The 24,514-nt window shown below is 67.7% G+C and carries 14 protein-coding genes; 7 read left to right on the forward strand and 7 right to left on the reverse strand.

Annotated features, from left to right (window positions below; genetic code table 11):
• The first annotated feature begins 176 nt into the window (after positions 1-176).
• From BUC15_RS11265 to BUC15_RS11280, 4 genes are all read left to right on the forward strand, one after another.
• Positions 177-3,782 carry a hydantoinase B/oxoprolinase family protein gene (locus BUC15_RS11265; RefSeq protein ID WP_073188284.1) on the forward strand — a complete coding sequence of 1,202 codons (3,606 nt, stop codon included), beginning with the start codon at positions 177-179 and terminating at the stop codon, positions 3,780-3,782.
• A gap of 19 nt (positions 3,783-3,801) precedes the next feature.
• Positions 3,802-4,716 (forward strand): ketopantoate reductase family protein, encoded by a 915-nt coding sequence (locus BUC15_RS11270; RefSeq protein WP_073188287.1) that lies wholly within the window; start codon positions 3,802-3,804, stop codon positions 4,714-4,716.
• A 156-nt stretch (positions 4,717-4,872) separates the two neighbouring features.
• Positions 4,873-8,034, forward strand: coding sequence for a GH92 family glycosyl hydrolase (locus BUC15_RS11275; protein WP_139280227.1), 3,162 nt, complete (start codon positions 4,873-4,875; stop codon positions 8,032-8,034).
• Positions 8,035-8,289: 255 nt separating this feature from the next.
• Complete coding sequence (locus BUC15_RS11280) at positions 8,290-9,123, forward strand: protein NO VEIN domain-containing protein (protein WP_073188290.1); 834 nt, start codon at positions 8,290-8,292, stop codon at positions 9,121-9,123.
• 454 nt (positions 9,124-9,577) lie between these two features.
• Here the strand turns inward: BUC15_RS11280 and BUC15_RS11285 are convergent, their stop codons facing one another.
• A complete protein-coding gene (locus tag BUC15_RS11285; RefSeq protein ID WP_139280228.1) occupies positions 9,578-10,681 on the reverse strand; it encodes a fatty acid desaturase family protein in 1,104 nt (367 codons plus the stop codon).
• 141 nt (positions 10,682-10,822) lie between these two features.
• Complete coding sequence (locus BUC15_RS11290; protein WP_073188292.1) at positions 10,823-11,248, reverse strand: OsmC family peroxiredoxin; 426 nt, start codon at positions 11,246-11,248, stop codon at positions 10,823-10,825.
• 110 nt (positions 11,249-11,358) lie between these two features.
• On the opposite strand from BUC15_RS11290, the gene BUC15_RS11295 reads away from it, so the two are divergent.
• Positions 11,359-13,026 (forward strand): NERD domain-containing protein, encoded by a 1,668-nt coding sequence (locus BUC15_RS11295; protein WP_073188294.1) that lies wholly within the window; start codon positions 11,359-11,361, stop codon positions 13,024-13,026.
• A 9-nt stretch (positions 13,027-13,035) separates the two neighbouring features.
• Here BUC15_RS11295 and BUC15_RS11300 read toward each other — a convergent pair whose 3' ends face one another.
• Complete coding sequence (locus BUC15_RS11300) at positions 13,036-14,286, reverse strand: MFS transporter (protein ID WP_073188297.1); 1,251 nt, start codon at positions 14,284-14,286, stop codon at positions 13,036-13,038.
• A 148-nt stretch (positions 14,287-14,434) separates the two neighbouring features.
• Positions 14,435-14,638: a cold-shock protein gene (locus BUC15_RS11305; protein ID WP_073188298.1), complete on the reverse strand. Its 204-nt coding sequence runs from the start codon at positions 14,636-14,638 to the stop codon at positions 14,435-14,437.
• Between the two features lie 1,309 nt (positions 14,639-15,947).
• Here BUC15_RS11305 and BUC15_RS11310 point away from each other — a divergent pair.
• On the forward strand, positions 15,948-16,784 hold the full coding sequence (locus tag BUC15_RS11310; RefSeq protein WP_073188301.1) for a CPBP family intramembrane glutamic endopeptidase: 837 nt from the start codon (positions 15,948-15,950) through the stop codon (positions 16,782-16,784).
• Between the two features lie 268 nt (positions 16,785-17,052).
• Here the strand turns inward: BUC15_RS11310 and BUC15_RS11320 are convergent, their stop codons facing one another.
• Complete coding sequence (locus BUC15_RS11320; protein WP_073188306.1) at positions 17,053-18,804, reverse strand: SulP family inorganic anion transporter; 1,752 nt, start codon at positions 18,802-18,804, stop codon at positions 17,053-17,055.
• A gap of 125 nt (positions 18,805-18,929) precedes the next feature.
• Complete coding sequence (locus BUC15_RS11325; protein ID WP_073188308.1) at positions 18,930-19,451, reverse strand: ferritin; 522 nt, start codon at positions 19,449-19,451, stop codon at positions 18,930-18,932.
• A gap of 101 nt (positions 19,452-19,552) precedes the next feature.
• Here BUC15_RS11325 and BUC15_RS11330 point away from each other — a divergent pair, with 101 nt between their 5' ends.
• Positions 19,553-22,489 carry a hypothetical protein gene (locus BUC15_RS11330; protein ID WP_073188310.1) on the forward strand — a complete coding sequence of 979 codons (2,937 nt, stop codon included), beginning with the start codon at positions 19,553-19,555 and terminating at the stop codon, positions 22,487-22,489.
• A gap of 9 nt (positions 22,490-22,498) precedes the next feature.
• On the opposite strand, the gene BUC15_RS11335 is transcribed toward BUC15_RS11330, so the two are convergent.
• The gene (locus BUC15_RS11335; protein ID WP_073188312.1) at positions 22,499-24,502 is read right to left on the reverse strand and encodes an acyltransferase family protein; all 2,004 of its coding nucleotides are present in this window, start codon (positions 24,500-24,502) and stop codon (positions 22,499-22,501) included.
• Positions 24,503-24,514 lie beyond the last annotated feature (12 nt).

Here is a 24,514-nt window from a genome sequence, read left to right on the forward strand (position 1 = left end):
CCGCCGACGGCGGACGCGGGCAGTGGCTGGCCCCGGGTTTGAGCAGGATCTGCAAGTCAACGCCGTCGACGCTGCATCGTCAGCAGAAAACACCCGGATCGCCCCAATGAGTAGTAGATCCTGCTCAACGACGCGACCACCCCAGCCCCCACCCCCACGGCGGTAACCTCGACCCCATGGCAGCAGGCTGGCAGTTCTGGATCGACCGGGGTGGCACGTTCACCGACATCGTGGCCCGACGACCCGACGGCGCCCTACTCACCCACAAGCTCCTCTCCGAGGACCCCGCGACGCCTCCCCGCTACCTCGACGCCGCCGTCGCCGGCATCCGGCACCTGCTCGGCATCGACCAGGGAGAACCGATCCCCTCCGACCGCATCGACGTCGTCCGCATGGGTACCACGGTCGCCACCAACGCACTCCTCGAACGCAAGGGCGAGCCGACCGCGCTGGTCATCACGCGTGGTTTCGCCGACGCCCTTCGCATCGGCTACCAGAACCGGCCCCGCCTGTTCGACCGGCACATCGTGCTCCCCTCCATGCTCTACGAGCGCGTCATCGAGGTCGACGAGCGCATCACCGCCGACGGCGCCGTCCTCACCCCGCCCGACCTCAATGCCCTGGACGAGCAACTGCGCCAAGCCCGGGCCGATGGGATCGACGCGCTCGCCGTCGTCTGTCTGCACGCCCATCTCCATCCGGCCCACGAACGCGCGATCGGCGGCCTCGCGCGTCGACTCGGGTTCGCGCAGGTCTCCCTGTCGAGCGAGGTCAGCCCCCTGATGAAGGTCGTCTCCCGCGGCGACACCACCGTCGTCGACGCCTACCTCTCCCCGGTGCTGCGCCGCTACGTCGACCAGGTCTCGGCCGAGTTGCCGGGCGTGAAGCTGCTCTTCATGCAGTCACACGGCGGGCTCACCGAGGCCAGGCACTTCCGCGGAAAGGACGCCGTCCTGTCCGGCCCGGCCGGCGGCATCGTCGGCATGGTGCGGATGTCGCAGGCCGCGGGGTTCGACCGGGTGATCGGGTTCGACATGGGCGGCACCTCGACGGACGTCTCCCACTATGCGGGCGCGTTCGAGCGGGTCTTCGACAGCGAGGTCGCCGGGGTGCGGCTGCGGGCCCCGATGCTCGACATCCACACCGTCGCCGCCGGCGGGGGCTCGGTGCTGCACTTCGACGGCGCCCGCTACCGGGTCGGCCCCGACTCGGCGGGCGCTCTGCCCGGCCCGGCCTCCTACCGCCACGGCGGTCCCCTCACAGTCACCGACGCCAACGTGGTGCTGGGCCGCATCCACCCCGAACACTTCCCCGCCGTCTTCGGGCCGTCCGGCGACCAGAGCCTCGACGCCGACGCCGTCCGCGCCGCCTTCCAGGCGCTGGCCGCCGAGGTGGCCGACGCCACGGGCAACCAAAGCTCACCAGAGGAGGTCGCGGCCGGGTTCCTGCGCATCGCGGTGGCGAACATGGCCAATGCGGTGAAGAAGATCTCGGTCGCGAAGGGGCACGACATCACCGAATACGCCCTGACGACCTTCGGCGGCGCCGGTGGGCAGCACGCCTGCGCGGTCGCCGACGCCCTCGGCATGCGCACCGTCCTGGTACCCCCGATGGCGGGGGTGCTTTCGGCGCTCGGCATGGGGTTGGCCGACGTCACGGCCATGCGCGAGCAGTCCGTCGAGCAACCGCTCCTCGACGACTCGCTTCCCCATCTGACAGAGGTGGCAGACCGACTCACCGAGGACGCCCGCCGCGAACTCGAGCCCGACGACGTCCGCCGCGGGAACCTCTCCATCGTCAGGCAGGCCCACCTGCGCTACGACGGCACCGACACCGCCCTCGCAGTGTCGCTGGCCGACCCGGCGACGATGCGGGCCGAGTTCGAGGTGGCCCACCGCAGGCAGTACTCGTTCCTGCTCGACCGGCCGCTGGTCGTCGAGGCGATCTCGGTCGAGGTGCTCACCCACGGCGAAGATCCGACGGTGACGACCGCTCCAGACAGCGCGGAGGCACCCAGGTCGACGGTGACCGTACCCATGTACGTCGCCGACGCCTGGCGACAGGTGCCGCTCCATCGGCGCGACGCGCTGCCTCCACGATTCCGGGTGGCAGGACCGGCGCTGATCGCCGAGGCGAACGCGACCACCGTCGTCGATGAGGGCTGGGATGCCACCGTCGGCGACCTTGGCGAACTGCGCCTCGGACGGGTCGCCCGCGCCGTCGAGGGTGGGGCCTCGACGGCGGTCGACCCGGTGCTGCTTGAGGTGTTCAACAACCTGTTCATGGCGGTGGCCGAGCAGATGGGGGTGCGGCTGGAGCAGACGTCGCAGTCGGTCAACATCAAGGAGCGGCTCGACTTCTCCTGCGCCCTGTTCGACCCGCAAGGCCACCTGATCGCCAACGCGCCGCACATCCCCGTCCATCTCGGCTCGATGGGCACCAGCGTGCGGGAGGTGATCGCCCGGGCGGGCCGAGTCCGCCCAGGCGACACATACGCCGTCAACGACCCCTACCACGGGGGCACCCACCTGCCAGACATCACGGTGATCAGCCCCGTGTTCGACGCCGCGGGCAAGGTGGTGCTGTTCTGGGTGGCTTCCCGCGGCCACCACGCCGAGATCGGCGGGATCACTCCCGGATCGATGCCCGCCCGCTCCACCTCGGTTGAGGAGGAGGGGGTGCTGTTCGACGCGTGGCTACTCGTCGAGGACGGCCGCTTCCGCGAGGCCGAGACCAGGGCCCTGCTCACGTCTGGGACGTATCCTTCACGCAACCCCGACGGCAACCTGGCCGACCTGCGCGCCCAGGTCGCCGCCAATGCCCGCGGTGCCGAGGAGGTGGCCGTGATGATCGACCACTTCGGAGCCGACGTCGTCCGGGCCTACATGCGTCACGTGCAGGACAACGCCGAGGAGGCCGTGCGGCGGGTCATCGACAACCTGGCCGACGGCGACAGCAGCTACGTCACCGACTCGGGCGCGACGATCCGGGTCAGGGTCCTGGTCGACCACGAGACGCGCTCGGCCACGCTCGACTTCACCGGCACGTCGCCGCAGCTGGCAACCAACCTCAACGCGCCTGCGGCGGTCACCACCGCGGCCGCACTGTACGTTTTCCGAACGCTCGTCGACGACGACATCCCCCTCAACGACGGGTGCCTGAGGCCGCTGCGGATCGTCATTCCTGAGGGTTCGATGCTGTCACCACTTTTCCCGGCGGCCGTCGTCGGCGGCAACGTCGAAACCTCGCAGGCCGTCACCGGCGCCCTGTACGCGGCGCTCGGGGTGCAGGCCGAGGGGTCGGGCACCATGAACAACGTGTCCTTCGGCAACGCCGACCACCAGTACTACGAGACGCTCGGCTCCGGCTCTGGGGCCGGCCCCGGCTATGACGGCGCCGCGGTGGTGCAGACCCACATGACCAACTCCCGGTTGACGGACCCGGAGGTGTTGGAGTCGCGGTATCCGCTGTTGCTGGATTCCTACGCGATCCGGCCCGGCAGCGGAGGCGAGGGTCGCTGGCGCGGTGGCGACGGCGGGGTGCGGCGGCTGCGCTTCCTTCAACCCATGACCGTCAGCCTGCTCTCTGGGCACCGCCTGGTGCCGCCCTACGGGATGGCCGGCGGCTCCTCCGGCTCGCTCGGCGCCAACCGGGTCGAGCGGGCCGACGGCACCGTCACGCCGCTGGCCGGCAACGACGTCGCCGAGGTCGGGGTCGACGACGTGCTGGTCGTGGAGACCCCCGGCGGCGGGGGCTACGGTAGCCCCGAGGTCCGAAGCTGAGAAAGGGCGTGAAACGGCAATGGAAGCATTCAAGATCCTGATCGTCGGGGCAGGTGCGACAGGCGGGGCCCTGGGGACCAGGCTGCTGGAGGCCGGCCGGGATGTGACCTTCCTGGTGCGGCCGGGGCGTGCGGCGGCGCTGGCCGGAAACGGGCTGCGCTTCGTGGCGCCGGACGGCGACCGCAGGCACCCGGTGAAGACCATCACCGACACCGACGGCGCCGACCCCTTCGATCTCGTCTTCGTCGCGGTCAAAGCACCCGCAATCCCGTCGGTCCTGAAGAGCATGGCCGGGGCGGTCGGCCCGGCCACCGTGATCGTCCCGATCCTCAACGGCCTGGACCACCTCGAAGCGTTGCAGGACGCCTACCCGGGGCAGATCGTCGGTGGCCTCGTGAAGATCGTCGCCACCGTCGGAGATGACGGGCAGGTCGAACAGATGACTCGGATGTTCTCATTGACGATCGGTGCGTTGAGCCGGAAGGCGGTGCCCTCGGCGGTTGCGGCCGCCCTGGACGTGCCCGGAATCGATCTCGCGCTGGACGAGAACATCACGGACCGGTTGTGGGAGAAGTGGGCGTTCATCGCCGCGGCCGGTGCCATCACCTGCCTGTTTCGCAACTCGGTCGGGAACATTCTCGCCGGTGGCGGGCGGGAGGCCATCGTAGGCCTGATCGCCGAGGCCGAAGCGGTGGCCGCGGCCGCAGGCCACCCGGTCGGCGCCGAAGCGCACCGGCGGAGCACCGCCCTCCTGCTGCAGGAGGGTTCGGCTTTCACCTCGTCGCTGTACCGGGATCTCCTCCGAGGAGACGCCGTCGAGGCCGGGCACATCCTCGGCGCGCTGATCGGGCGTGCCGACACGCTCGGCGTTCCCACCCCGCTGACGAAACTGGCAATGGTCAGCATCCGGGCGCATGAGGCTGCACAGGGGTAGGCACACCGACCTCCCGCGCCGGCGAGCCGTCCACCGTCGAACGCCTGGCTTCACGCTCGGCGACGCGACTCATCGCACTGGTGCGCCGCCGTCGGGTAGACGATGATTGGCCAAATAGCGCGACCCTCCAAATCGCCGTCCACCAAGGAGCAACCGATGACCGACGACGTCCTCAGCACTTCCTTCGAACCCGGCCAGCCCGTCGCCACCTCCTCGTCCGACGGCATCCGGAGCCGCGTCACGGCAGGGCCTGAGAACCCGTTCGTCGGGCTGCCCGGCCTCGGGTCGTCTGGTCGCCAGGCGCTCAGCATCGAATGGGACGCCCCAGGCGCTCGGGTCGCTTCGGTGCTGGACGGGCCCATCGCGATCGGCCCCCGGTCGCGGCTCAGCTACGACCTCTTCTTCGACGGCTCGGTCGACGACGAGGCCCCCGCGTCGGCCCACGTCGCGCTCGACCTCGTCTTCGAGGACGGGTCGCGCCTGTCGAAGGCCCGGCCCATCGACGGACACGGGGTGGCCCTGACCGCCGTCGCGCAGGGCACCTCGCGAATCCTGCTGCCGAGGCAGTGGAACCAGATCACCTGCGACCTGGCCGCCTTCGCCGGGCGCACCGTCGTCGCCGTCATCGCCTCGGTCGACGCACCGACCGCGGGGCGGGCCTGGGTCGACGACGTCTCCATCGCGCCGCTCGACCCTCCCGGCGACCCCGTCGACCTGGTCGATACCCGGCGGGGCTCCAACTCCTCCCCCGGGTTGTCGCGCGGCAATACCTTCCCCGCGATCGCGGTGCCCAACGGCGCGCTGCTCGTCTCACCGATGACCAGGCGCGCGCTCGACTGGTTCTACGCCTGGTCGCAGCACAACACGGCCTCGGGCTACCCGGCGTTCGAGGGCATCGTCCTCACCAACGAGCCCAGCCCCTGGATGGGTGACCGGAACCAGCTGATCCTGACCCCCACCTGGGGCGCCGACGCCAAGCCGCACACCTTCACACACGCAGACGAGGAGGCGCGGCCCTACCGCTATGCCGTGCGCCTCGACGGCGGGCTGCGAGTCGACGCGACACCGTCTCGGCACGGCGCGATCATCCGTCTGACAACGCCCGACGTGCCCGGCACGCTACGGATCGCCCACGGCGTCGCCGACGGAGCCTCCAGGTTGCGGCAACGCGGGGACGGGCTCTGGGTCGGTTGGGTCGACAACGGTTCCGGGCTGTCCACCGGACGCTCCCGGCTGTTCGTGGCGATCGCGTTCGACGCGGAGTCGACGGTCGATCCCGACGACCCCGGCTCGGTTCGTCTCGACGCCGCCCCCGGCGAGACGGTGTGCGCGCGGGTCGGCACGTCACTGATCTCCATCGATCAGGCGGTGCACGTCCTGCGGGATGAACTCGACGTCGACTTCGACGAGCTTCAAACCGCGGCGCGTTCCCTCTGGGCTGCACGTCTCGACGTCCTGGAGGTTGAGGGCGCCAGCCGGGAGGAGCTGGTGGGCATCTACTCCAGCCTTTACCGCGTGAATCTGTATCCGAACTTCAGCGACGAGGTGGCCGACGGCCGCATCGTCCACGCCAGCCCCGTCCTTCCGCACCTGAAGGATTCGGACGACGAGCACACCGGCGCGCAACTGGTCACGGGGAGGATGAGCGTCAACCACGGCTTCTGGGACACCTACCGCACGGTGTGGCCCCTTTATGCGCTGGCCTACCCCGTCGAGGGCGCCGAGCTGGCCGACGGGTTCGTCTCGCAGTTTCGAACCGGGGGCTGGATCGCGCGGTGGTCCTCGCCCGGCTACGCCGATCTGATGACCGGCACGAGCTCCGATGTCGCTTTTGCCGACCTGGACGCGAAGGGCGCGCCGCTGCCCGACCGGTTCGCCACGTACTACGCGGGGCTGCGCAACGCGACGGCCATGCCGACCGAGGCGGGCGTCGGCCGCAAGGATCTGCGCTGGGTGTTCCGGGGAGCCCCGACACCAGAGTCGCACGAGCCCGTCTCTTGGGCATTCGAGGCGTCCCTGAACGACTATGCGCTGGGTCTCATGGCGGCGCGTCTGGCCGGGGAAGCCGACCTCGAATCCCGCGCCGTCCGCAGGCTACAAGACGAATCGGCCTACCTGCTGGGTCGCTCGTCGGCGTATGCCAACCTCTACGACACCGCGACCGGCTTCTTCCAGAGCCGCCACTTGGACGGCAGCGTCCGCACCCCGGTCGACCGGTACGACCCGCGCGTCTGGGGCGGCGACTACACCGAGGCCAACGGCTGGGCCTTCGCCTTCCCGGCACCCCACGACGTGGCCGGGTTGGCTCACCTGGTCGGCGGTCGTGAGGCCCTGCGGGAGCGGCTCGACCTGTTCTTCGCCACGCCTGAGGACGGCGATCGGCCCGGCACCTACCCGGCGAGCATGCATGAGATCCTCGAGGCACGGCTGACCCGGGCAGGGCAGTTCGCCGTCAGCAACCAGCCGGTGCATCACATCCCCTTCCTGTACGCGTTCACGTCGACGCCGTGGCGGGTCGGCGAGGTCGTGCACGACGCGCTGCGGCGGCTGTTCTGCGGCTCCGAGTTCGGCCAGGGCTTCCCGGGTGATGAGGACAACGGGGAGATGTCGGCCTGGTACCTGTTCGCGCTGTCGGGGCTCTACCCGCTTCAGGTCGGCACGCCGCGCTATACGCTGCACGCGCCTTACCTGCCGGAGATGCGCTGGCACCTCCCAGACGGCGACCTGGTGATCCGCACCGAGGGCTCCGGAGGCTACGTTGAGGCGGTGACGCTCGACGGCACCCCGGTGGAGCGCACCTGGCTCGACCACGAAGAACTGGTCGGAGGCCGCACCCTCGTCTTCCGGCTCGCCGAGACGCCCTCCAGTTGGGCCACCGGCGAGGCGGCCTCGGCCCCGTCGCACACCCCGTGGGGTGAGACGCCGAGGCGTTGGGTCGACGTCGGCGGCGAGGCGAAGGTGACGGCGTCGCACGGCCTCGACCCGGCACCCTTGGTCGACGACGACCCGGACGGCGGCGTCGAGTTGCCGACCGGTTGCACGGCGGAGTGGCGCTTCGACACGCAGACGCGGGTCGAGGCATACACCCTGATGGGCGGCCCCGAGCCGATGACCGAGGCGGCGTGGCGCTTGGAGGCGCTGGTCGACGGGGCGTGGGCGGAGATCGACCGGCGGGAAGGCGAGTCGACCGACTGGCCAGGGCAATTGCGCCCGTTCGTGCTCGACGCGGCGGCCACGGTGGAGGCCGTCCGGCTCACGGTCGCGCGGGGCCCGTTGTGGCTTGCCCAGGTCGAGTTGCTGGCTATGCGCGGCCTCTGACCTGCCCGGCGTTCGGGGCCCCACCCCGTTCGGGGCCCCAGCCCGTTCGGGGCCCCACCCCCAGCCCCGGTCCCACGACGAAAATCGACCACTGGTCGATTCTGCTCCGTCAGACCACGAGAATCGTCCACTGCCCACACCGCCCGAACCCCAGCACCCCAGTCCCACAACGAAAATCGACCACTGGCCGGTTCTGCTCCGTCAGACCACAAAAATCGCCCACTGCCCACACGACGGCTCAGATACGCTGCACCCATGGAGAGCTGGACTGGCGAGGAGAACGAAGCCATTGTGGCCGAGTACCTCGACATGCTTGAGCAAGAGCTCGCAGGTCAGCACTTCGTCAAGAAGCGTCACAACGAACGGGTTCAGTCCCTCACCGGTCGTTCGAGGGGATCGGTCGAGTTCAAGTTCCAGAACGCCAGCGCCGCACTTCGTGACATGCACGCTCCGTGGGTTGAGGGATACAAACCTGCACGGAACTACCAGGCCTCGCTGTCAGATGCCATCGAGCAAGCCCTGGCTAACCGGCCGACGCTGACCGAACTCATGCGGCAGAGCGTCGTCAACAACGCAGCCCATCGCATCGACGTCGCATGGAACGTCATCGACCCGCCAGGGGAGCTGACCTTCCCGGCCGGCGGAACCGCTCGGCCGTTGCACACAGACTTCGTCATGTTGGAGGCCGCGAACCGTTCGCTGGGCTCCTCGGGAGAACTGCTCATCCTCGAGCGGGAGCGGGAGAACCTCGCCCGCGTCGGACGAACGGACTTGGCCTCGCAGGTCGAGCAGGTCTCCGTGACTCGCGGCGATGGCCTTGGCTACGACATCTCTTCTTTTGCTGAGGACGGTCGACCGCGTCTGATCGAGGTGAAAACGACACGAAGGGGTCCGGCTTGGCCGATGCTGGTCAGCCGGAACGAGGTTGCCGTCAGCCGCGACCTGGCGAGCAACTACGTTCTGGCAAGGGTCTTTGAGTTTGCGAAACCCAGTGTTGGTCTCTTTGAGCTGCGCGGGGCAATCGAAGAGACATGCATCCTGGAGCCAGAAACCTGGCGTGCGCTTCCGAGAGGGCGCCAGGCGGCCTAGCGGCCCGTCGCGCCAAATTACACGGGCATAGAGCGCCATTCGGGTGACTGACTTCGTTGTCGTCGGTCGACGTAGGACACCGCTACGACTGACCTCCTCCGCCTTGTCTTCCATCCCGACTGACACCCCATACTCATCCGCACCTTCAGGTGCGGCAGAACACTAGCCTTCTTCGGTCGCGGGCTCGGCCAAGGCCCCCCACACACCCCGACGCCCAGGTAGTGGCCGATACTCGACCCCAGACACACCAGAATCGACCACTGGTCAATTTTCACGGGCCTACCCAAGCCCCCCACACACCCCGACGCCCAGGCAGTGGCCGATAATCGACCCCAGACACACCAGAATCGACCACTGGTCAATTTTCGACGGTCGGCCCCGGGTCACCGCACACCCCGACGGTCGGCCAAAGACATCAGACCGCCGATCCAGCGTGCGAGGGCAGCCAGCCAGCCTAGACTCGCCGGAACTGCGCCGTCATCGGGCATTCGAACGGGTCGCGCGCCGCCAAACCCACCTCGTTCAGGTACCGGATCACGATCCCGTACGACCTGAGGAGCGACGTCTCGGTATAAGGAACCTCCAGCTTGTGACAGAACTCGCGCACGATCACCCGTGCCTTCCGAAGATGCGGCCGCGGCATGTTCGGGAACAGGTGGTGCTCGATCTGGTAGTTCAACCCACCCATCAGCGTCGTCACCAACCACCCACCGCGGATGTTGCGTGAGGTGCGCACCTGCTTCGAGAAGAAGTCCAGCTTCGCGTCGGGCGCGACAACCGGCATCCCCTTGTGGTTCGGGGCGAACGACGCGCCCATGCAGACGCCGAACACGGCGAACTGGACGCCCATGAAGGCGAACGCCATCCCGAGCGGCAGGAACAGGAACACGGGGACCAGAAGGAGCGCGAACCGTCCGAAGATCATCGCGAGCTCACCCCAGCGAGACTTCACCTTGCCCCTCGAAAACAGGTGCTGCAAGCTCAGCCGGTGCAGGTTGAGCCCCTCCAAGGCGAGGAGCGGGAAGAACAGCCAACCCTGCCGCTTCGTGATCCAACGCCGAAGCCCACGAGCCGTGGCGGCGTCCTCCTCGATGAACGAGATGGTGTCGATAGCAAGATCGGGATCCTTTGCGACCCGGTTCGGGTTCCCGTGGTGGCGGGTGTGCTTGTTGTCCCACCAGGAGAAGCTCATCCCGATGCTGCCTGCGAGGACGCGCGCGAGCCGGTCGTTGCCCGGCGCCGTCGCCAGGATCTGCTTGTGTCCAGCCTCATGGGCCAGAAAGGCCACCTGCGTGAACAGCACGCCGAGTGCCGCCGCGATGAACAGTTGGAACCAACTGCTGCCCAGGAGAACGAAACCGGTGGCGGCCCCACCAAGGCCGACGACGATCAGTACCGCTACCCCGATGTAGAACCAGCGGGCCCGATTCAACAGGCCCGCCTCCTTCACCCGTTGCGACAACTCGGTGTAGGCGCGGATCAGCGGTGGATAGTCATTGATGTCGACGTACCGCTGCCGTCGAACTGCCGAAGCGGCTTGGAGAGTCGGGATGGGCATCGCTGGCCCCTATCCTGTGCGGCGAGACCATCGGCCTCTTCGGAAGCCAAAGGCGGTCGCCGATTGCCACTCCCGAATCTACCTTGTGGGGAGAAACCAGGGCGGGGGCGCCCGGGGAGCGGGCACCCCGCCGCGATCGCGTCAGCCCAGGGTGGCCTCTAGCGTGATCTCGACCCCTGCCAGGGCCTTCGACACCGGGCAGTTGGCCTTCGCGTCGGCCGAGATCTCCTGGAACTGAGCATCAGTAAGCCCGGGGACAACCGCCTTGAGTGCCAGATGGCTCGACGTGATGCCGACTCCAGGTTCGAAGCGGACCGAAGCCGTGGTTTGAACGGCGGTGGGGGGCGTCCCGTTCTGGGCGAGCCCGTTCGACAGCGCCATCGAGAAGCACGACGCATGCGCCGCCGCGATCAATTCCTCCGGCGTGGTCGTCGAATCCGACCCCTCGCTGCGCGCCTTCCAGTTGATCGGGAAGGTGCCCAACTTCGATGAAGCGAACGTGACCTCTCCGGACCCCTCGAACAATGAACCGTGCCAAGTGGTCGTGGCCAAGCTGTTGACAGCCATACTTCCTCCAAATCGAGTAGTTCCCTCCACCTTACGAACCACCCACAACCTCCGTCGGCGAACAAGGGAACCACCGGCCCGATGTCGGAGACGACCAGTAGCCTTCCAATATGGCACCGCAGCTGTTTCCGCCCGACCCCCGGTTCACGACGGATTCCGAGCGCGTGGTTTGGGAGAGGCTGCGTCAGAGCTTGAACCCGGCTGACACGATCCTGGCCAACTACCGGCTAACCGACTCACACAAGGACCATGAGGCCGACTTGATCGTCGTGGCACCCGACGTCGGGATCATCATCATCGAGGTGAAGGGGGCGGGCACCGCATACCGGGACGGTCAATGGTCGCGTCGCTACGACGGCCGGGAACAGCCGATCCATCCCGTGACTCAGGCGCGCGACATGCGCTACGCCCTCCAGCGCTACATCGAGTCCGACCCCCGTTGGCTGGCCGGTTCCCATGGCAAGGTCCGCTTCGCGCACTCGGTTGTGCTCCCGTTCACGCCTCTCCCGTGCAACTTCGAGGCGGCCGAATGCCCCAGGTGGATGATCCATGACAAGGACGACCTTGCACGGCTCGCCGAACGTCTGGCCGACATCCCGCTCGGCTTCGAAACGCACCGCATCCCACCGGACGTCGACGACTGCGAGTTGATCGTCGAAATCCTCACCGGAAAGGGTATCGAGGTCATCGCGGGTGTCGAGGATGCGTCGGCTGAACGCGCCGAGCGAGCCAACCGCCTGACCCAGGAACAAGACCTCATCCTGAGCGTCACCCGGCTGCTGCGCCGCGTCGAGATCCGGGGTGGGGCCGGCAGCGGCAAGACGGTGCTCGCGCTGACCCAGGCCCGCCAACTCAGCCAGGGAAGGAACGATCGCAGGCCCGAACGCGTGGCGTTGCTGTGCTATTCGATCGGATTGGCGAACTACTTCCGCCGCGAGGTTGCCAGCTGGCAACGCAAGCACCGGCCGGCCTTCGTCGGCACGTTCGAGTCCCTGGCAAACCTGTGGGGAATCCCGTCCGGGTCACGCGACGATCCGCTGTTCTGGGAGGAGAAGCTTCCCAGCCTGATGGCCGAACGGGCCGCCGACCTCCCACCCGGGCACAGGTTCGACTCCTTCGTGGTCGACGAGGCGCAGGACTTCGCCGAGTCCTGGTGGCGTCCCCTCATCGCGGCGCTTCGGGACGACGAGGAGGGTGGGCTGTTTCTCTACTCCGATGAGAACCAACGACTGTTCAACCGCTTCGGGCGCCCACCAGTTCCTCTGATTCCGCTCGTCCTCGACCACAATCTCCGCAACACCCGGCAGATCGCCGAGGTGTTCCGACCCCTCGCCCCGTCCCGGATGCGCCTGGAAGGTGGCGACGGGCCCGAGGTGGCGCACATCCCTGCGTCGCCGGAACATGCGCTGGATGCGGCCGACGACCAGGTCGAGGCCCTGCTGGACGAGGGTTGGGCTCCAGGCAGCATCGCGCTGCTGACCACCGGGGCACGGCATCCGGAGCAGAAGAGCCTCCAGGATCTCCACGGCCAGGACGGCTACTGGGACTGCTTCCAGGAAGACGAGGTGTTCTACGGCCACGTGCTCGGGTTCAAGGGGCTGGAGCGACGCGCGGTCGTGTTGTGTGTCAACGAGGACGGCACCAGGCAGCGCTTCAAGGAGAGGATCTACGTCGGCCTGTCACGCGCGACCGACCGCCTCATCGTCGTCGGCGATCTTGAGGCGATCGGTCGGGCGGACGGCGAGGTCGCCCGGAACCTGGCCCGGAGCAGTTGCTGACAGGCTGGTTCACCGCGCCTCGACGATGTCCCCGACGTTCTCCTCTGCATCCGGGGCCCGCAGCGACCTCACCTCGGGCGACAGCAGCGCCAGCGCCACGGTGACCAGCATCAGCAGCGCGGCAGCGACCATCGAAGGACGCGCCCCCCACCAGACGACGGCGTGCCCTGCCAGCAGCAGACCGACCGGGCCGAACATGAGCGACCCGAAAGCGTCGTAGGCGGCCACGCGGGACAATGCCTCGGCGGGGATGAGACGCTGCATCGTCGTGTTCCACAGCACCCCGAACACATCGAAGGCCCCACCCATCACGATGGCAAGCGGCACCACGACCCACAGCGGCGCGCCCAGCCCGAGGGCCAGGAACGGTGGCGTGGCCAGCGTCGTCAACAGCACACCGACCAGGATCGGGCGCCTCGGCCGGACCCTCATGGCGATGAGCACCCCCAGCACCATGCCGACGGCGTCTCCGGCGAGGATCCACGACCAGGCGCCGGGGCCTCCAAGTTCGGTATCGGCAAGAACCGGCCCGAGCACGCCGAAACATGCCTGGAAGAGCAGGACCAGGAACGAGAACTGGAGCACGACAACCCAGATCCACTGCCGTGATGAGAACTCCCGCCAACCGTCCCGCAGGTCCGAGAGCGTCGACCCCGACGCAGCGCCGCGGCGGTCGGTCAGGCCACGAAGGCCCGAGACGACCGTTCCGGAGGTCGCGAACAGGGCGGCAGCCCCGAGCAAGGCCCAGGCACCGCCGACCAGGGTGACGATCGCGCCGGCGAACACCAGCCCGGCGATCCGGGCGGTGTTGGCACCGAGTGCGAGCAACGCGTTGCCGGACTGGAGTTGGTGTGGTTTCAGGACCTCGGGGATGACCCCGGTGAGCGCGGGCATCATCGTGGCGATGCCGATACCGCTCAGCGCGGCGGCCACGCACAACTGCCAAAGTGGCGGATTTCCGCCGAGCAGGAGGATCCCGAGGGATGCAAACGCGGTCGCGGAGCAGAACTCCCCGGCCATCATCACCTTCTGCCGCGGGAAACGGTCGGCGATGACGCCGCCGAACAGCAGGAACGCGATCATGGGCACGCTCTCAGCGGTCAATACCCATGAAAGGGTCTCGCTGTCACCGCCGGGAAGGTGCAACACCCCGAACGCCAGCGCGACGGGGGCAAACGCCGAACCACCCATCGAGGCGGTCCTGGCGCCGAAGAGGCGCGCGAACTGCGGGTCGCGCAGCAGCGACCAGTTGGCTTTCATGGATTGGTCTCCTGGGTGGTGGCATCAGATGCCTGGGATCTGCTGATAGGCGAGGCGCAATCCTTGCGCCGCCGACACGACCCGGAGCCCGGTAAAACACTGAAGGGGCAGACACCGAGGTGTCTACCCCTTCAGGGGAGTCTGTCGGTCAGAGCGCCCGGATGTTGGTCGCCTGGGGGCCCTTCGGGCCCTGCTCGGTCTCGAACTCGACCTTCTGGCCCTCTTCGAGGGTGCGGTAGCCCGAACCCACGATGGCGCGGAAGTGCGCGAAGAGGTCGGCACTGCCGTCATCGGGAGCGATGAAGCCGTAGCCCTTTTCGGAGTTGAACCACTTGACGGTTCCTGTGGACATAATGTGTTTCCTTACGTTTCGCAGGCAAGCGCAACCCATAACTCAGGTTGGCCTGTACCTGCAGAGCAGCCTACATGCACGGAGGCCATCGCGTCGCACCGAAGCGGTGCAAATCTGCCGAAAGCGATACCGAATCCTTCAGCGAGGGGTGCCGCGGGCCGGTTCGAGGGCCTTTTGTGTCGGCCACATCCACCAGTTCCATCGCGGTGCTACCAGTGCAGCGCCGCCACGACACCAGCGGAAAGGCTCGACACCAGCGATCCACCGTCGACACCAGGGATATGCCGTCGACACCAGCCTTCTGACGTCGATACCTGCGGAAAGGCTCGTCACCAGCGATCCGGCGCCGATACCTGCGCAAAGGCTCGTCACCAGCGGTATACAGCTGGTGACCAGCGATACCGCTGGTGTCGGCCACAAACCGCTGGTGTCCACGACCATCACCACCACCCGGCAGCTCGACGGACGAGCACGGCCGTCCCAACAGTCACCCAGCCCGGCGCCGCCGCGACACCAGCCTTCTGACGTCGACACCAGCGGAAGGGCTCGTCACCAGCGATCCGGCGCCGATACCTGCGCAAAGGCTCGTCACCAGCGATCCGCCCCCGATACCTGCGCAAAGGCTCGTCACCAGCGGTATACAGCTGGTGACCAGCAATACTGCTGGTATCGGCCACAAACCGCTGGTGTCCACGACCATCACCACCACCCGGCAGCTCGACGGACGAGCGCGGCAGGCCCTACAGCCACCCAGCCCGGCGCCGCCGCGACACCAGCCTTCTGACGTCGACACCTGCGCAAAGGCTCGTCACCAGCGATCCACCGCCGTTACCTGCGGAAAGGCTCGTCACCTGCGGTATACGGCTGGTGTCCAGCGATACCGCTGGTGTCGGCCACAAACCGTGTGTCCACGACCATCACCACCACCCGGCAGCTCGACGGACGAGCACGGCAGGCCTTACAGCCACCCAGCCCGGCGCCGCCGCGACACCAGCCTTCTGACGTCGACACCAGCGATCCACCGCCGACACCTACGAAAAGGGCCCAGAACTCCTGACGCGCGCAATCGAGCGCTGCTCCATCGAGAATCCCACAAGGCACTTTGACCTTGGTTGTCTTGGGCACCCGGGAGACACCTGAGGCAATTCATGAATCGTCGATCCGGATCGCGTAGACGGCCGAGCGGCTCCCCGAGCGCTCGGGTTGCCTCGCGAAGGCTGGATTCCCGCTCAGGCCATTCGTCGAAGCTCTCACCCCGTCAGGAGTCCTGGCTACCACGGGCGCGGTGCAACTCTGGAATGCTGATGCCATGGCCACGCCCACGACGTCGACCACACCGGATCAGGTGCCGGGTGCCACCTGGACGATAGCCACGTTGCTCCCCGCCACCGGGGTCTCGCTCTCCGCCCTGCTGCTCTTCGCCTTCCAACTCTCGGGCTGGGGCCATGCTGTTCTGGTGGCCAGCCTGGTCGGCGCCTACCTGGTGAGGCGGGAATTGGGCAAGGACCTACTGCTGATCGGCGTGGGGGTGGTGATAGTCAGCGCCACCTCAGTGGAGGCCGACATCAGCTGGGAACGGTTCATCGTCATCGGGACGGTTCTGATCCTCGCCGTGACCGTGCCGCTCCTCATCGACCGGCTCATCTACCGGAGGCGTGCGATCTCATTCCCGTGGTTCGGCGGTCACCGGTGGACCAGGGTGGAGGTCGCCTATGTCATAGCCGTGCCCTTCCTCGGCTGGGCGCTCCTGCCCTTCTACTTCATCCGCTCCGGGGCCTACCTCAACTGGCCGAATATCACCGACGCCAGTGAGCTCATCCGGTTCTTCGTGGGTGTCAACTTCGTCGGCACCTGGGATGAGCTGTTCTTCATCTGCACCTGCTTCGCGCTGCTGCGTCGTCACTTCCCCGTGTGGCTGGCCAACGTGCTCCAGGCGACCATCTTCGTATCGTTCCTGTGGGAGCTGGGCTACCGGGAATGGGGCCCGGCACTCACCGTGCCGTTCGCGCTCATCCAGGGCTTCCTGTTCGCCCGCACCGGGTCCCTGCTCTACGTGCTGGCGGTCCACCTGCTCTTCGACGCCATCGTGTTCATGGCTATCGTCCATGCCCACAACCCGGAGATGTTCGCGATCTTCGTGTACTGACCAGTCACTCGCCTCAGCTGAACCGGACCATGTTGTTGAGGATCTCCTTGCGCACGACCCGGTAGGCCCACCCCCCGGCCGACGTCCGATAGCCCTCCACCACCGAGGCGGTCACGTAGCTTCGGCAACCGTTGCGTCCCGTGACAGGGGTGTCGCACTCGGTCCGCCAGGCGCGTCCTCCCGATGTCCAGACCCCGGTCACTCGGCGGCGGCAGGAGGGCGGCGGCGCCCTGCGCGTTCCAGATGGCGCTCCGGTCGCCCAAGCGTGTCAGTGAGGGGCGACCTCTTCCGGCAACCCAGGCGGCGGTTCGCCGAGTTCTCGACAGTGCCAATCGGCATAGGCGCGCACCGCGGTCGGGAGGGTCGCGAAGATTCGGTCCTGCCCGACCTCGTCAGCGAACCCGGCCGCGTCGAGCTGGACCTGCAGATCCTGTTTGACACGCGCCATAGCGAAGACGATCCCGCGGATCGCCAGCCGCTGCCGGAGCTGCTCCAGAATGTCGACGGCGGTCAAGTCCACCTCGACGTTGGCCTCCGCGTTCATCAGGAACCACCTGACGGGTGCGGCGGCGTCGTCGACAGCCGCCTCGGCGCGGGTGAGGAAGTCCTCTGCGTTGGCGAAGAACAGCGGCGAATCGTAGCGGTAGACGACCAGGCCTGGCACCTGAACCGCATCCGGATAGTCGTCGACGTCGTGCATCCCCGGAACCCCCGGCACGTAGCCGAGGATGCCGTCGTGCGCGCGGGCCATCCGGCGGATAAGGTCCAGCAGGGAGAGCCCGACCGCGATCCCGACCCCGACCAGCACCCCGAACGCCACCACGCAGACCGTCGTCAGCAGCGTGAGGATCAATTCACTTCGCCGGAACCTCGCGATCCTTCGGATCTCACCCACATAGATCAGCCTGACCGCCGCGTAGATGACAAGGGCCCCGAGGGCTGCATCCGGGAAGGAGGACAGCACCGGACCGGCGAACAGCAGGCACGCCACGACGCACAGCACCGCGACGAGCGAATGAAGTTGGGTGCGGGAACCCACGGAGTCGCCAAGCACGGTACGGGAACCACTCGACGAGACGGGAAACCCCTGGAAGATGCCGGACGCGATGTTGGCCGAGCCAAGGGCCAGCAGTTCCTGGCCCGGGTCGATGTGTTCGTCCCGCTTGGCCGCGAATGCCCGGCTGGTCAGCACGTTGTCGGAGTAGCCAACCACCGCGATGCCCACCGCCGCCGGAAGCAGCGCCCACACCGTCAGGTCGCCAAGGCCGGGGAACCGGGGAGTCGGCAGGCCCGCGGGAACCTCCCCCACCACGTCGAGCCCGAGACGCTCGTGGCCCAAGACCGCGACCACCGCCGCGGCCCCTAGCAAGACGATCAGCGGTCCGGGCGCCCGCGGTAGCAGACGCCAGGACAGAAACAGCAGGGCCAACACAACCAAGGACATCAACATCGTCGGCACGTGTGTCTCGCCCAACCGGGTGGCGAAATCGACGACCTCGCCAAGCGTGTCGTCGCCCGTGACCTCGATCTTCGTCACCTTGCCCAACTGGCTGACGATCATCATCACCGCGATGCCCGCCATGTAGCCGATCAGCACAGGACGCGACAGCAACGCCGCCAAGAACCCGAGCCGCAGCGCCCATCCGACGATGCACACGACGCCCACCGCGATGGCCATCATGGCCGCGACCTCTGCGTATTGCGCTGCCCCTCCTGCGCTCGCCACGAGCGCGCCGACCCCGGCCGCGGTCATCAGGGCGGTCGTCGACTCCGGCCCGATCGACAATTGGCGCGAGGTGCCAAGCACCGCGTAGATCACCATCGGGGCAAGGACCGCCCAAAGGCCGACGACCGCAGGCAGGCCCGCGATGACGGCGTAGGCCATCACCTGGGGAATCAGGTAGGCGGCCACGGTGACACCTGAGACCAGGTCGCCCCGAAGCCAGGACCGTTCGTAGCCGCGCAGGACCACGACCCCGGGCAACAATTTCTCCCACAGCCTCGGTTCGCGGCCCTGCATGGCCCGAATCTACCCGCTGACAAGCAGGTCCATCAGCTCCACCGCAGAGCGTGACCCAATTGAGAACAATGAGAGCCCCATCGGGTCGGGTCGGGAAGACTCCGGGTCTGCTACCCGGCCGGGGTTCAGCGCCCGGTGTTCTCGGTGCTCCCGGCCGGTCTGGAGCCGAGTTCCTCATCGAGACGCAGCAGCCCGGGCCCGTCGGAACCCACGAGCCTGATCCGCGCCAGGATCTCGTTGACCGTGGATTCCTCCTCGATCTGCTCATCGACGAACCAGTTGAGCAGCGGACGGGAATCGATGTCGCCCTCGGCCTCGGCGGCCCGGTACAGGTTACGGATGGATTCAGACACCACCTGCTCGTGCCTGAGCGCCGCAGAGAACACCTCGGACGGGGTCGAGCCTGCCCTCACGTCGGGCGCGGCGACGCTCCCGATCGTCGGATGGTCGTCGCGGTCGACGACGTGATCGATGAACTTGTTTGCATGCACGACCTCTTCGTCGGCCTGGTGTCGCAGCCAGAGCGCCATGCCTGGCAGGTCCTGTACATCCATCTCGATAGCAAGTTGGCGGTAGGCCATCGAGGAGGCGAACTCCAAGGTGATCTGGTCGTTGAACTTGGCGAGCATCGCTAAAGACAGCTTCATGAGTGAAACCTACGCGGGGCCCGACCTCAAGCCAACCCCCCTTACACCGAGCGAAATCAGGAAACGGGTCCACCCGTCGGTAGGCCGGGTGAGAATTGCGCATGACCGCGCAGGACATCTACCGGCAACTGCCGAAGCGGGAGTTGATACTCACGACGCTGGTGACGGCGATGGCCATCGTGATGATCGAGATCGACCGGTTGATCGGGCGCGCCGGGGTCGGCTACACCGCGAGCATGATCGACGCCAGCAGCCTACGGTCGCCCGTCCCTCTCCCGACGGGCGAATCCTATCCGTGGCTGACGCTGCACCGCCTCGACCAGAGTGCCCACGGCCTCGTGCTCGCGTTCACGGCCGCCGATCTCATCTTCCTCGTGGCCTACGCGTTGCTGTTCTATGGCCTTCTCGCGCGGGTGGCCGACTCCGGTGTCGTCGGCGAGATGGCACCGTTCAAGGTGTTGACCCGCCCACGGCCGTGGATGGCGTGGGCCGCCGCCGGGGCAGACCTCGTCGAGGACGCGCTGCTGGTCATCCTGGTGCTGAACGGGTCTCCGGATGAGCCCATGAACGGTTGGTTGGCCAGCGCAGTCGCGGTGGCCACCTCGATCAAATGGCTCGCGCTGTTCCTGGCCCTCGGGCCCCTGCTCTACGCCGTCTTCGGCACCCCGAAGGGGCGGGAGAAGTTGGTGAGGTGGCTCCGAGCCTTCTACCAGCAGCGGTTCTCGCTGCTTGCCGTCCTTCCAGTGGTGGCGTTGGCGCTCGTTCCGGGGGCCGGCATCTTCGACCAGTTGCCGGACATCCAGCGTGCCTGGTTCGAGTTGGGCGACCGCGGCTGGCAGGGTCCGACCCACGCCCTGGTCGCGACGCTGCTGCTCGGCGCCGTCACCTTCGGGGTGTTCGTGCTCGGCAGGCTGTTCACCGACGAGGCCATCCGACGAGTGGAGGATCCGGGGCCTCTCCCACGCACGATCCTGCGGCAGTGGCTGTACGGGCCGGTCGTGGTCGGCGTCGCGGCCGTCGTCGCCACCGCGCTCGGCGGTGAGGTCCGCTTCGGACCCCTGATCCTCTTCTGCGCGGTTCCACTTTCCATCGTCGTTTCGTCCTGGATCGTCCGGCGACGTGGCCAAGCGACCGTGCCGCCTCGACTTCCCAGCGATCTTCCGCTCTCCGAGATCTGGCGGGCCGGGGACCTCCTGGCCCTTGCCGGGCTCGTCGGGGCCTCGCTGGGGCTCGTGCGGTCCTGCACCGTCATGGTGTTCGCACCCGAAGGCAACGCCGTGCAGCGGGTCATGCCGCTGCTGGGCCTTGCCGGGGCCCTGGCGATCTGGCTGGTGGGCATTCGGGTGCTTGAGCGATTCGGTCGCCTGATCCCGTTGGTGAACGAGCTCATCAAGCCAGGCGAAGGGGCCGGCCTCCACCGCTCCGCAGACGACGCCGTCGATGCCCGGCCACCCGCAGCACGCGAGCAGAGGCGTCCGTGGCAGCTCGCCTGGGTCTCCATCCTGCTCAGCACCGCCTGCCTTGCCGCCCTCGCGCTATGGCCGGTTCACTTGGGTAACGCCCTCGGTGCGCTCGGGTCGGTGATGTTCGCGCTCGGCAACCTCATCCTCCTGGTCGGCGCGTCGGCCGCGCTGCATGCGCTGTGGGCTCCGCCGGATGTGTTCTGGACGGGGAAGCTGCGGCTCAGGGAGACGCCGGTGGTGACACTGTTGCTCGCTGCGGTGCTGGCCGCGGGGCTCGGTGGCAGCACCCCGGAGGTCCACGGATTGCGCGAAGGCGGGCAACAGCCGACGGCGGGGATGACCTTCGAGGTCGCCGTCGACGGTTGGAAGAGCCGTACGGAGGGCTGCACCGTCGAGGTCGATGGAAAGCAGTTCCGGCCCCTGATCCTCCTGGCCTCGGAAGGCGGCGGAATCCGAGCCGCCTACTGGACCGCAGCTGCACTCGACGTGCTCGCGAGGGAGACACGCTGCGGGGTCGACGCCATCGCAGTCGCTTCGGGGGTCAGTGGCGGTTCCGTCGGGTTGGCGACCGCACGTGCGAGCAAGACCGGAGGGGCCGGTGAGGCCGTGTGGCGCATGGGCGGTGACGACGCTCTGGCTCAGGCCACCCTCGGCCTGCTCGTCCGCGACCCGGCGAACACGGTCACCGGGGTGGCCGCCCCGGTGGACGGGCGGTGGCTCGACCGCGCCGGCCTCATGGAGGTGGCTTGGGAGCAGGCCATACCCGGCCTGGGCACGAACTTCTACGGCCCACCGTTGAGCGACGCGCTGCCCGCACCGCTGATCCTGAACTCCACCGACGCGACGTCGGGTTGCCGGGTTCTGGTGACCCAACTGGAGGTCGGCGACGGCGGGGCTGCCCTCTGCGCGGACGCGGCTGCCCCCTTGCCGTACAGCCGCGACTTCCGTTCCTACCTCGGCAACTCCCAGGAGTGCCCGACGGGTCTTCGGCTGTCGACCGCCGCCATGCTGTCTGCCCGCTTTCCGTATGTCACGCCGTCGGCCGTGGTCGGGCCCTGCGGCGCCGCCCCAGTGGGGCAGCTGATCGACGGCGGGTACGCGGAGGGCAGCGGGCTGGGGTCGCTGGTCGACGTGGCGCCGCGGTTGTTGGCGGAGGTGAAGGGGGATCGCACCGAGTTGCCCGTGCTGCCGATCCTCGTGTATCTGGACAACGGGCTGCCCGACGACCGCACCAGTGCACCGCCCGAGACGCACCCGGAGCTACTGGTCCCGCCGCTGGGGGCCCTCGTCGCGGGAGGCACCCAGAAGTCCCCCACCGCATGGCTCCAGCGGGCGGCAGCCTTGTCGGTCGGCCGGGTCAACGTCGAAGCGACGAAGGTGTTCGTCGTGGCCCAGGACAGCCAGTCCGCGGTCGAGGCCCCGATGGGCTGGGTCCTGTCGAGGGCCAGCCGGACGTCCATGGACTCCTCGCTGGGCCGGGAGGTCGCGTCCTGCAAGGCCGGGGACATCGGCGCCTCGGGTACCAGGTACCCGGGCATGGCGGGGCTGCTCGACCTGTTTGGCGCGTGCCCCTGAACAGGCGGGCTACTGGGGCAGGAGGTCGTCGATCGCCTGGGCGAACTTCTCCGAGTTCAGCATCGTCCAGGTGCGGGTGAGGTGGTTGCCGTCCCAGGATGTGGTGATTCCCTCGTCGACGACGGGGCAGACCTCCTCGTCGCAGTATTCGTCAGCCATGTCCAGGAAGGTGAAACCGGGAAGGTCCGGCACCAGCAGATCCGCCGATAACCCGTCGGCCCGGGGAACGTAGCATGCGTCGGCGCCCATGTTCTCCAGGCAACTCAACGGTTGGAAGCCGAAGCTCGGGTTGTCCCTGACGCCGAGGACGGGGATTCCGGCATCGAGCAATTGGCCGACCTGCGTCATCTTCCATTCGGGAACCTCCTCCACTTTGTCCGTGGTTCGTGTGGCGGTGGTGATCACCAGTTCGGGCGGGTCGTCGATGAGTCGCTCGGTGACCTGTTCGATCCACTGCGGACACGAGGGGTGCAGTTCCATGCCTGAGTTGAGGACGTCGCCGAACGGGCAGGCTCCTTTGGTGATCGAGATCAGGCGGAGGTCGCGCTCTTCGGCGATGGCGGCGATGGCGTCGATCCACTGGGTGTCGTGGGAGCCGCCCACCAACGCGACGGTGCGGGACGAATCTGTCGCTCCCCACTCGCATTCGATCACCTCGGCCGGCCTGGTGCCCTGCTGGCATTCCATGGCGTATGCGGCGACGAGATCCTGCCGGGCGATCAGCGTCGACGGCACGTAGCTGCCGGGCTCCGGGTCGTTGCCTACGAGCACCGCCTCGACGGCGGCCCAATCCTGTGACTCGCGGGTTTCAGCCATCCACCCCCACGCTATGAGGCTGGCGAACGAAGGTGCCAACAGGAGCAGGATCGCGAGGATGGAAGCGACGGCGGAGCGTTTGAGGAGCGCCGCTGAGCGGATCGGCTGCTCGACGAACTTGGTCGTCACCACGGCGAGCACCGCGGACACGAACAGGATCGCCATGCCTGCCGGGAGCGAGACGTCTCTGCCGAACTGCTGCTGGTAGGTGACCAGGATCGGCCAGTGCCACAGGTAGAAGGCGAACGACGAGTCGGCGAACCAGAGCAACGGCCGCGCCTTCAGGACTCCAGGTTCGGCCCCGAACCGGGCCGAGACGATGATTGCGGCGGCGGCGCCGACCGGCACCAGGGCGACGAAGCCGGGGAGCAGCTGCGACGCGTCGACGACCGCGGCGAACGACACGATCACGGCCAACCCTGCCCACCCGAGGACGCTGAGGAGACGCTGCGCCTGGAACGATACCGGTCGCGTCGCGAGCCGTCCGAGGGCCACGGCCAGCAGAGCGCCTGCGAGGAACTCCCAGAACCTGCTCCCCAGGTGGAAGTAGGCCGCCGCCTGGTTGACCGAGGTGAAGTAGACCGAGAACGTGAGCGAGGCGGCGAAGACCACCCCGGCCACCACGAGCAGTGCCCGGCGATAGGCCGTGCGAAGGAGCCGTGCCATCGCCGCCGCGATCAGCGCTAGGAGGGGAAAAATGACATAGGACTGGACCTGGATGGCCAACGCCCAGAACTGTTGGAATGGCGAGGCGCTGAGGTCGTTCGCGAGATAGTCGTTGCCCTCGCTGATGAGGTGCCAGTTCTCGAAGAAGAACATGCTGGCGTAGCCGTGAGCGATGTTTGCCTCCCACAGGGAGGGCGACATGAGCAGGATGGACGCCCCCACCGTCGCGACGATCACCACGGTGGCCGAGGGCACGACGCGCCTCGCCGTCCGCAGGAGGTAGGCCCCGACGCCAGCCAGACGCTGCCTGCTTTCGGGTTGCGTCACGATCTTGGCCATGGACGCTGTGGCGAAGTACCCCGCTACGACGAAGAAGACGTCGACACCGCCGGAGACCCGATGGAACCAGATGTGATAGACGGCGACCATGAGGGCCGCGACTGTGCGGAGCCCTTGCACGCCGTAGAGGTAGGGCTTCGGGTTTGTTGGGGGTCGGGTCGTCTGGATCTCCACGACTGCTGCACCCGCCACTTGTTGTTCCTC

Origin of the sequence: Tessaracoccus bendigoensis DSM 12906, from assembly GCF_900141915.1 — a bacterium.
Lineage (GTDB): Bacteria > Actinomycetota > Actinomycetes > Propionibacteriales > Propionibacteriaceae > Arachnia > Arachnia bendigoensis.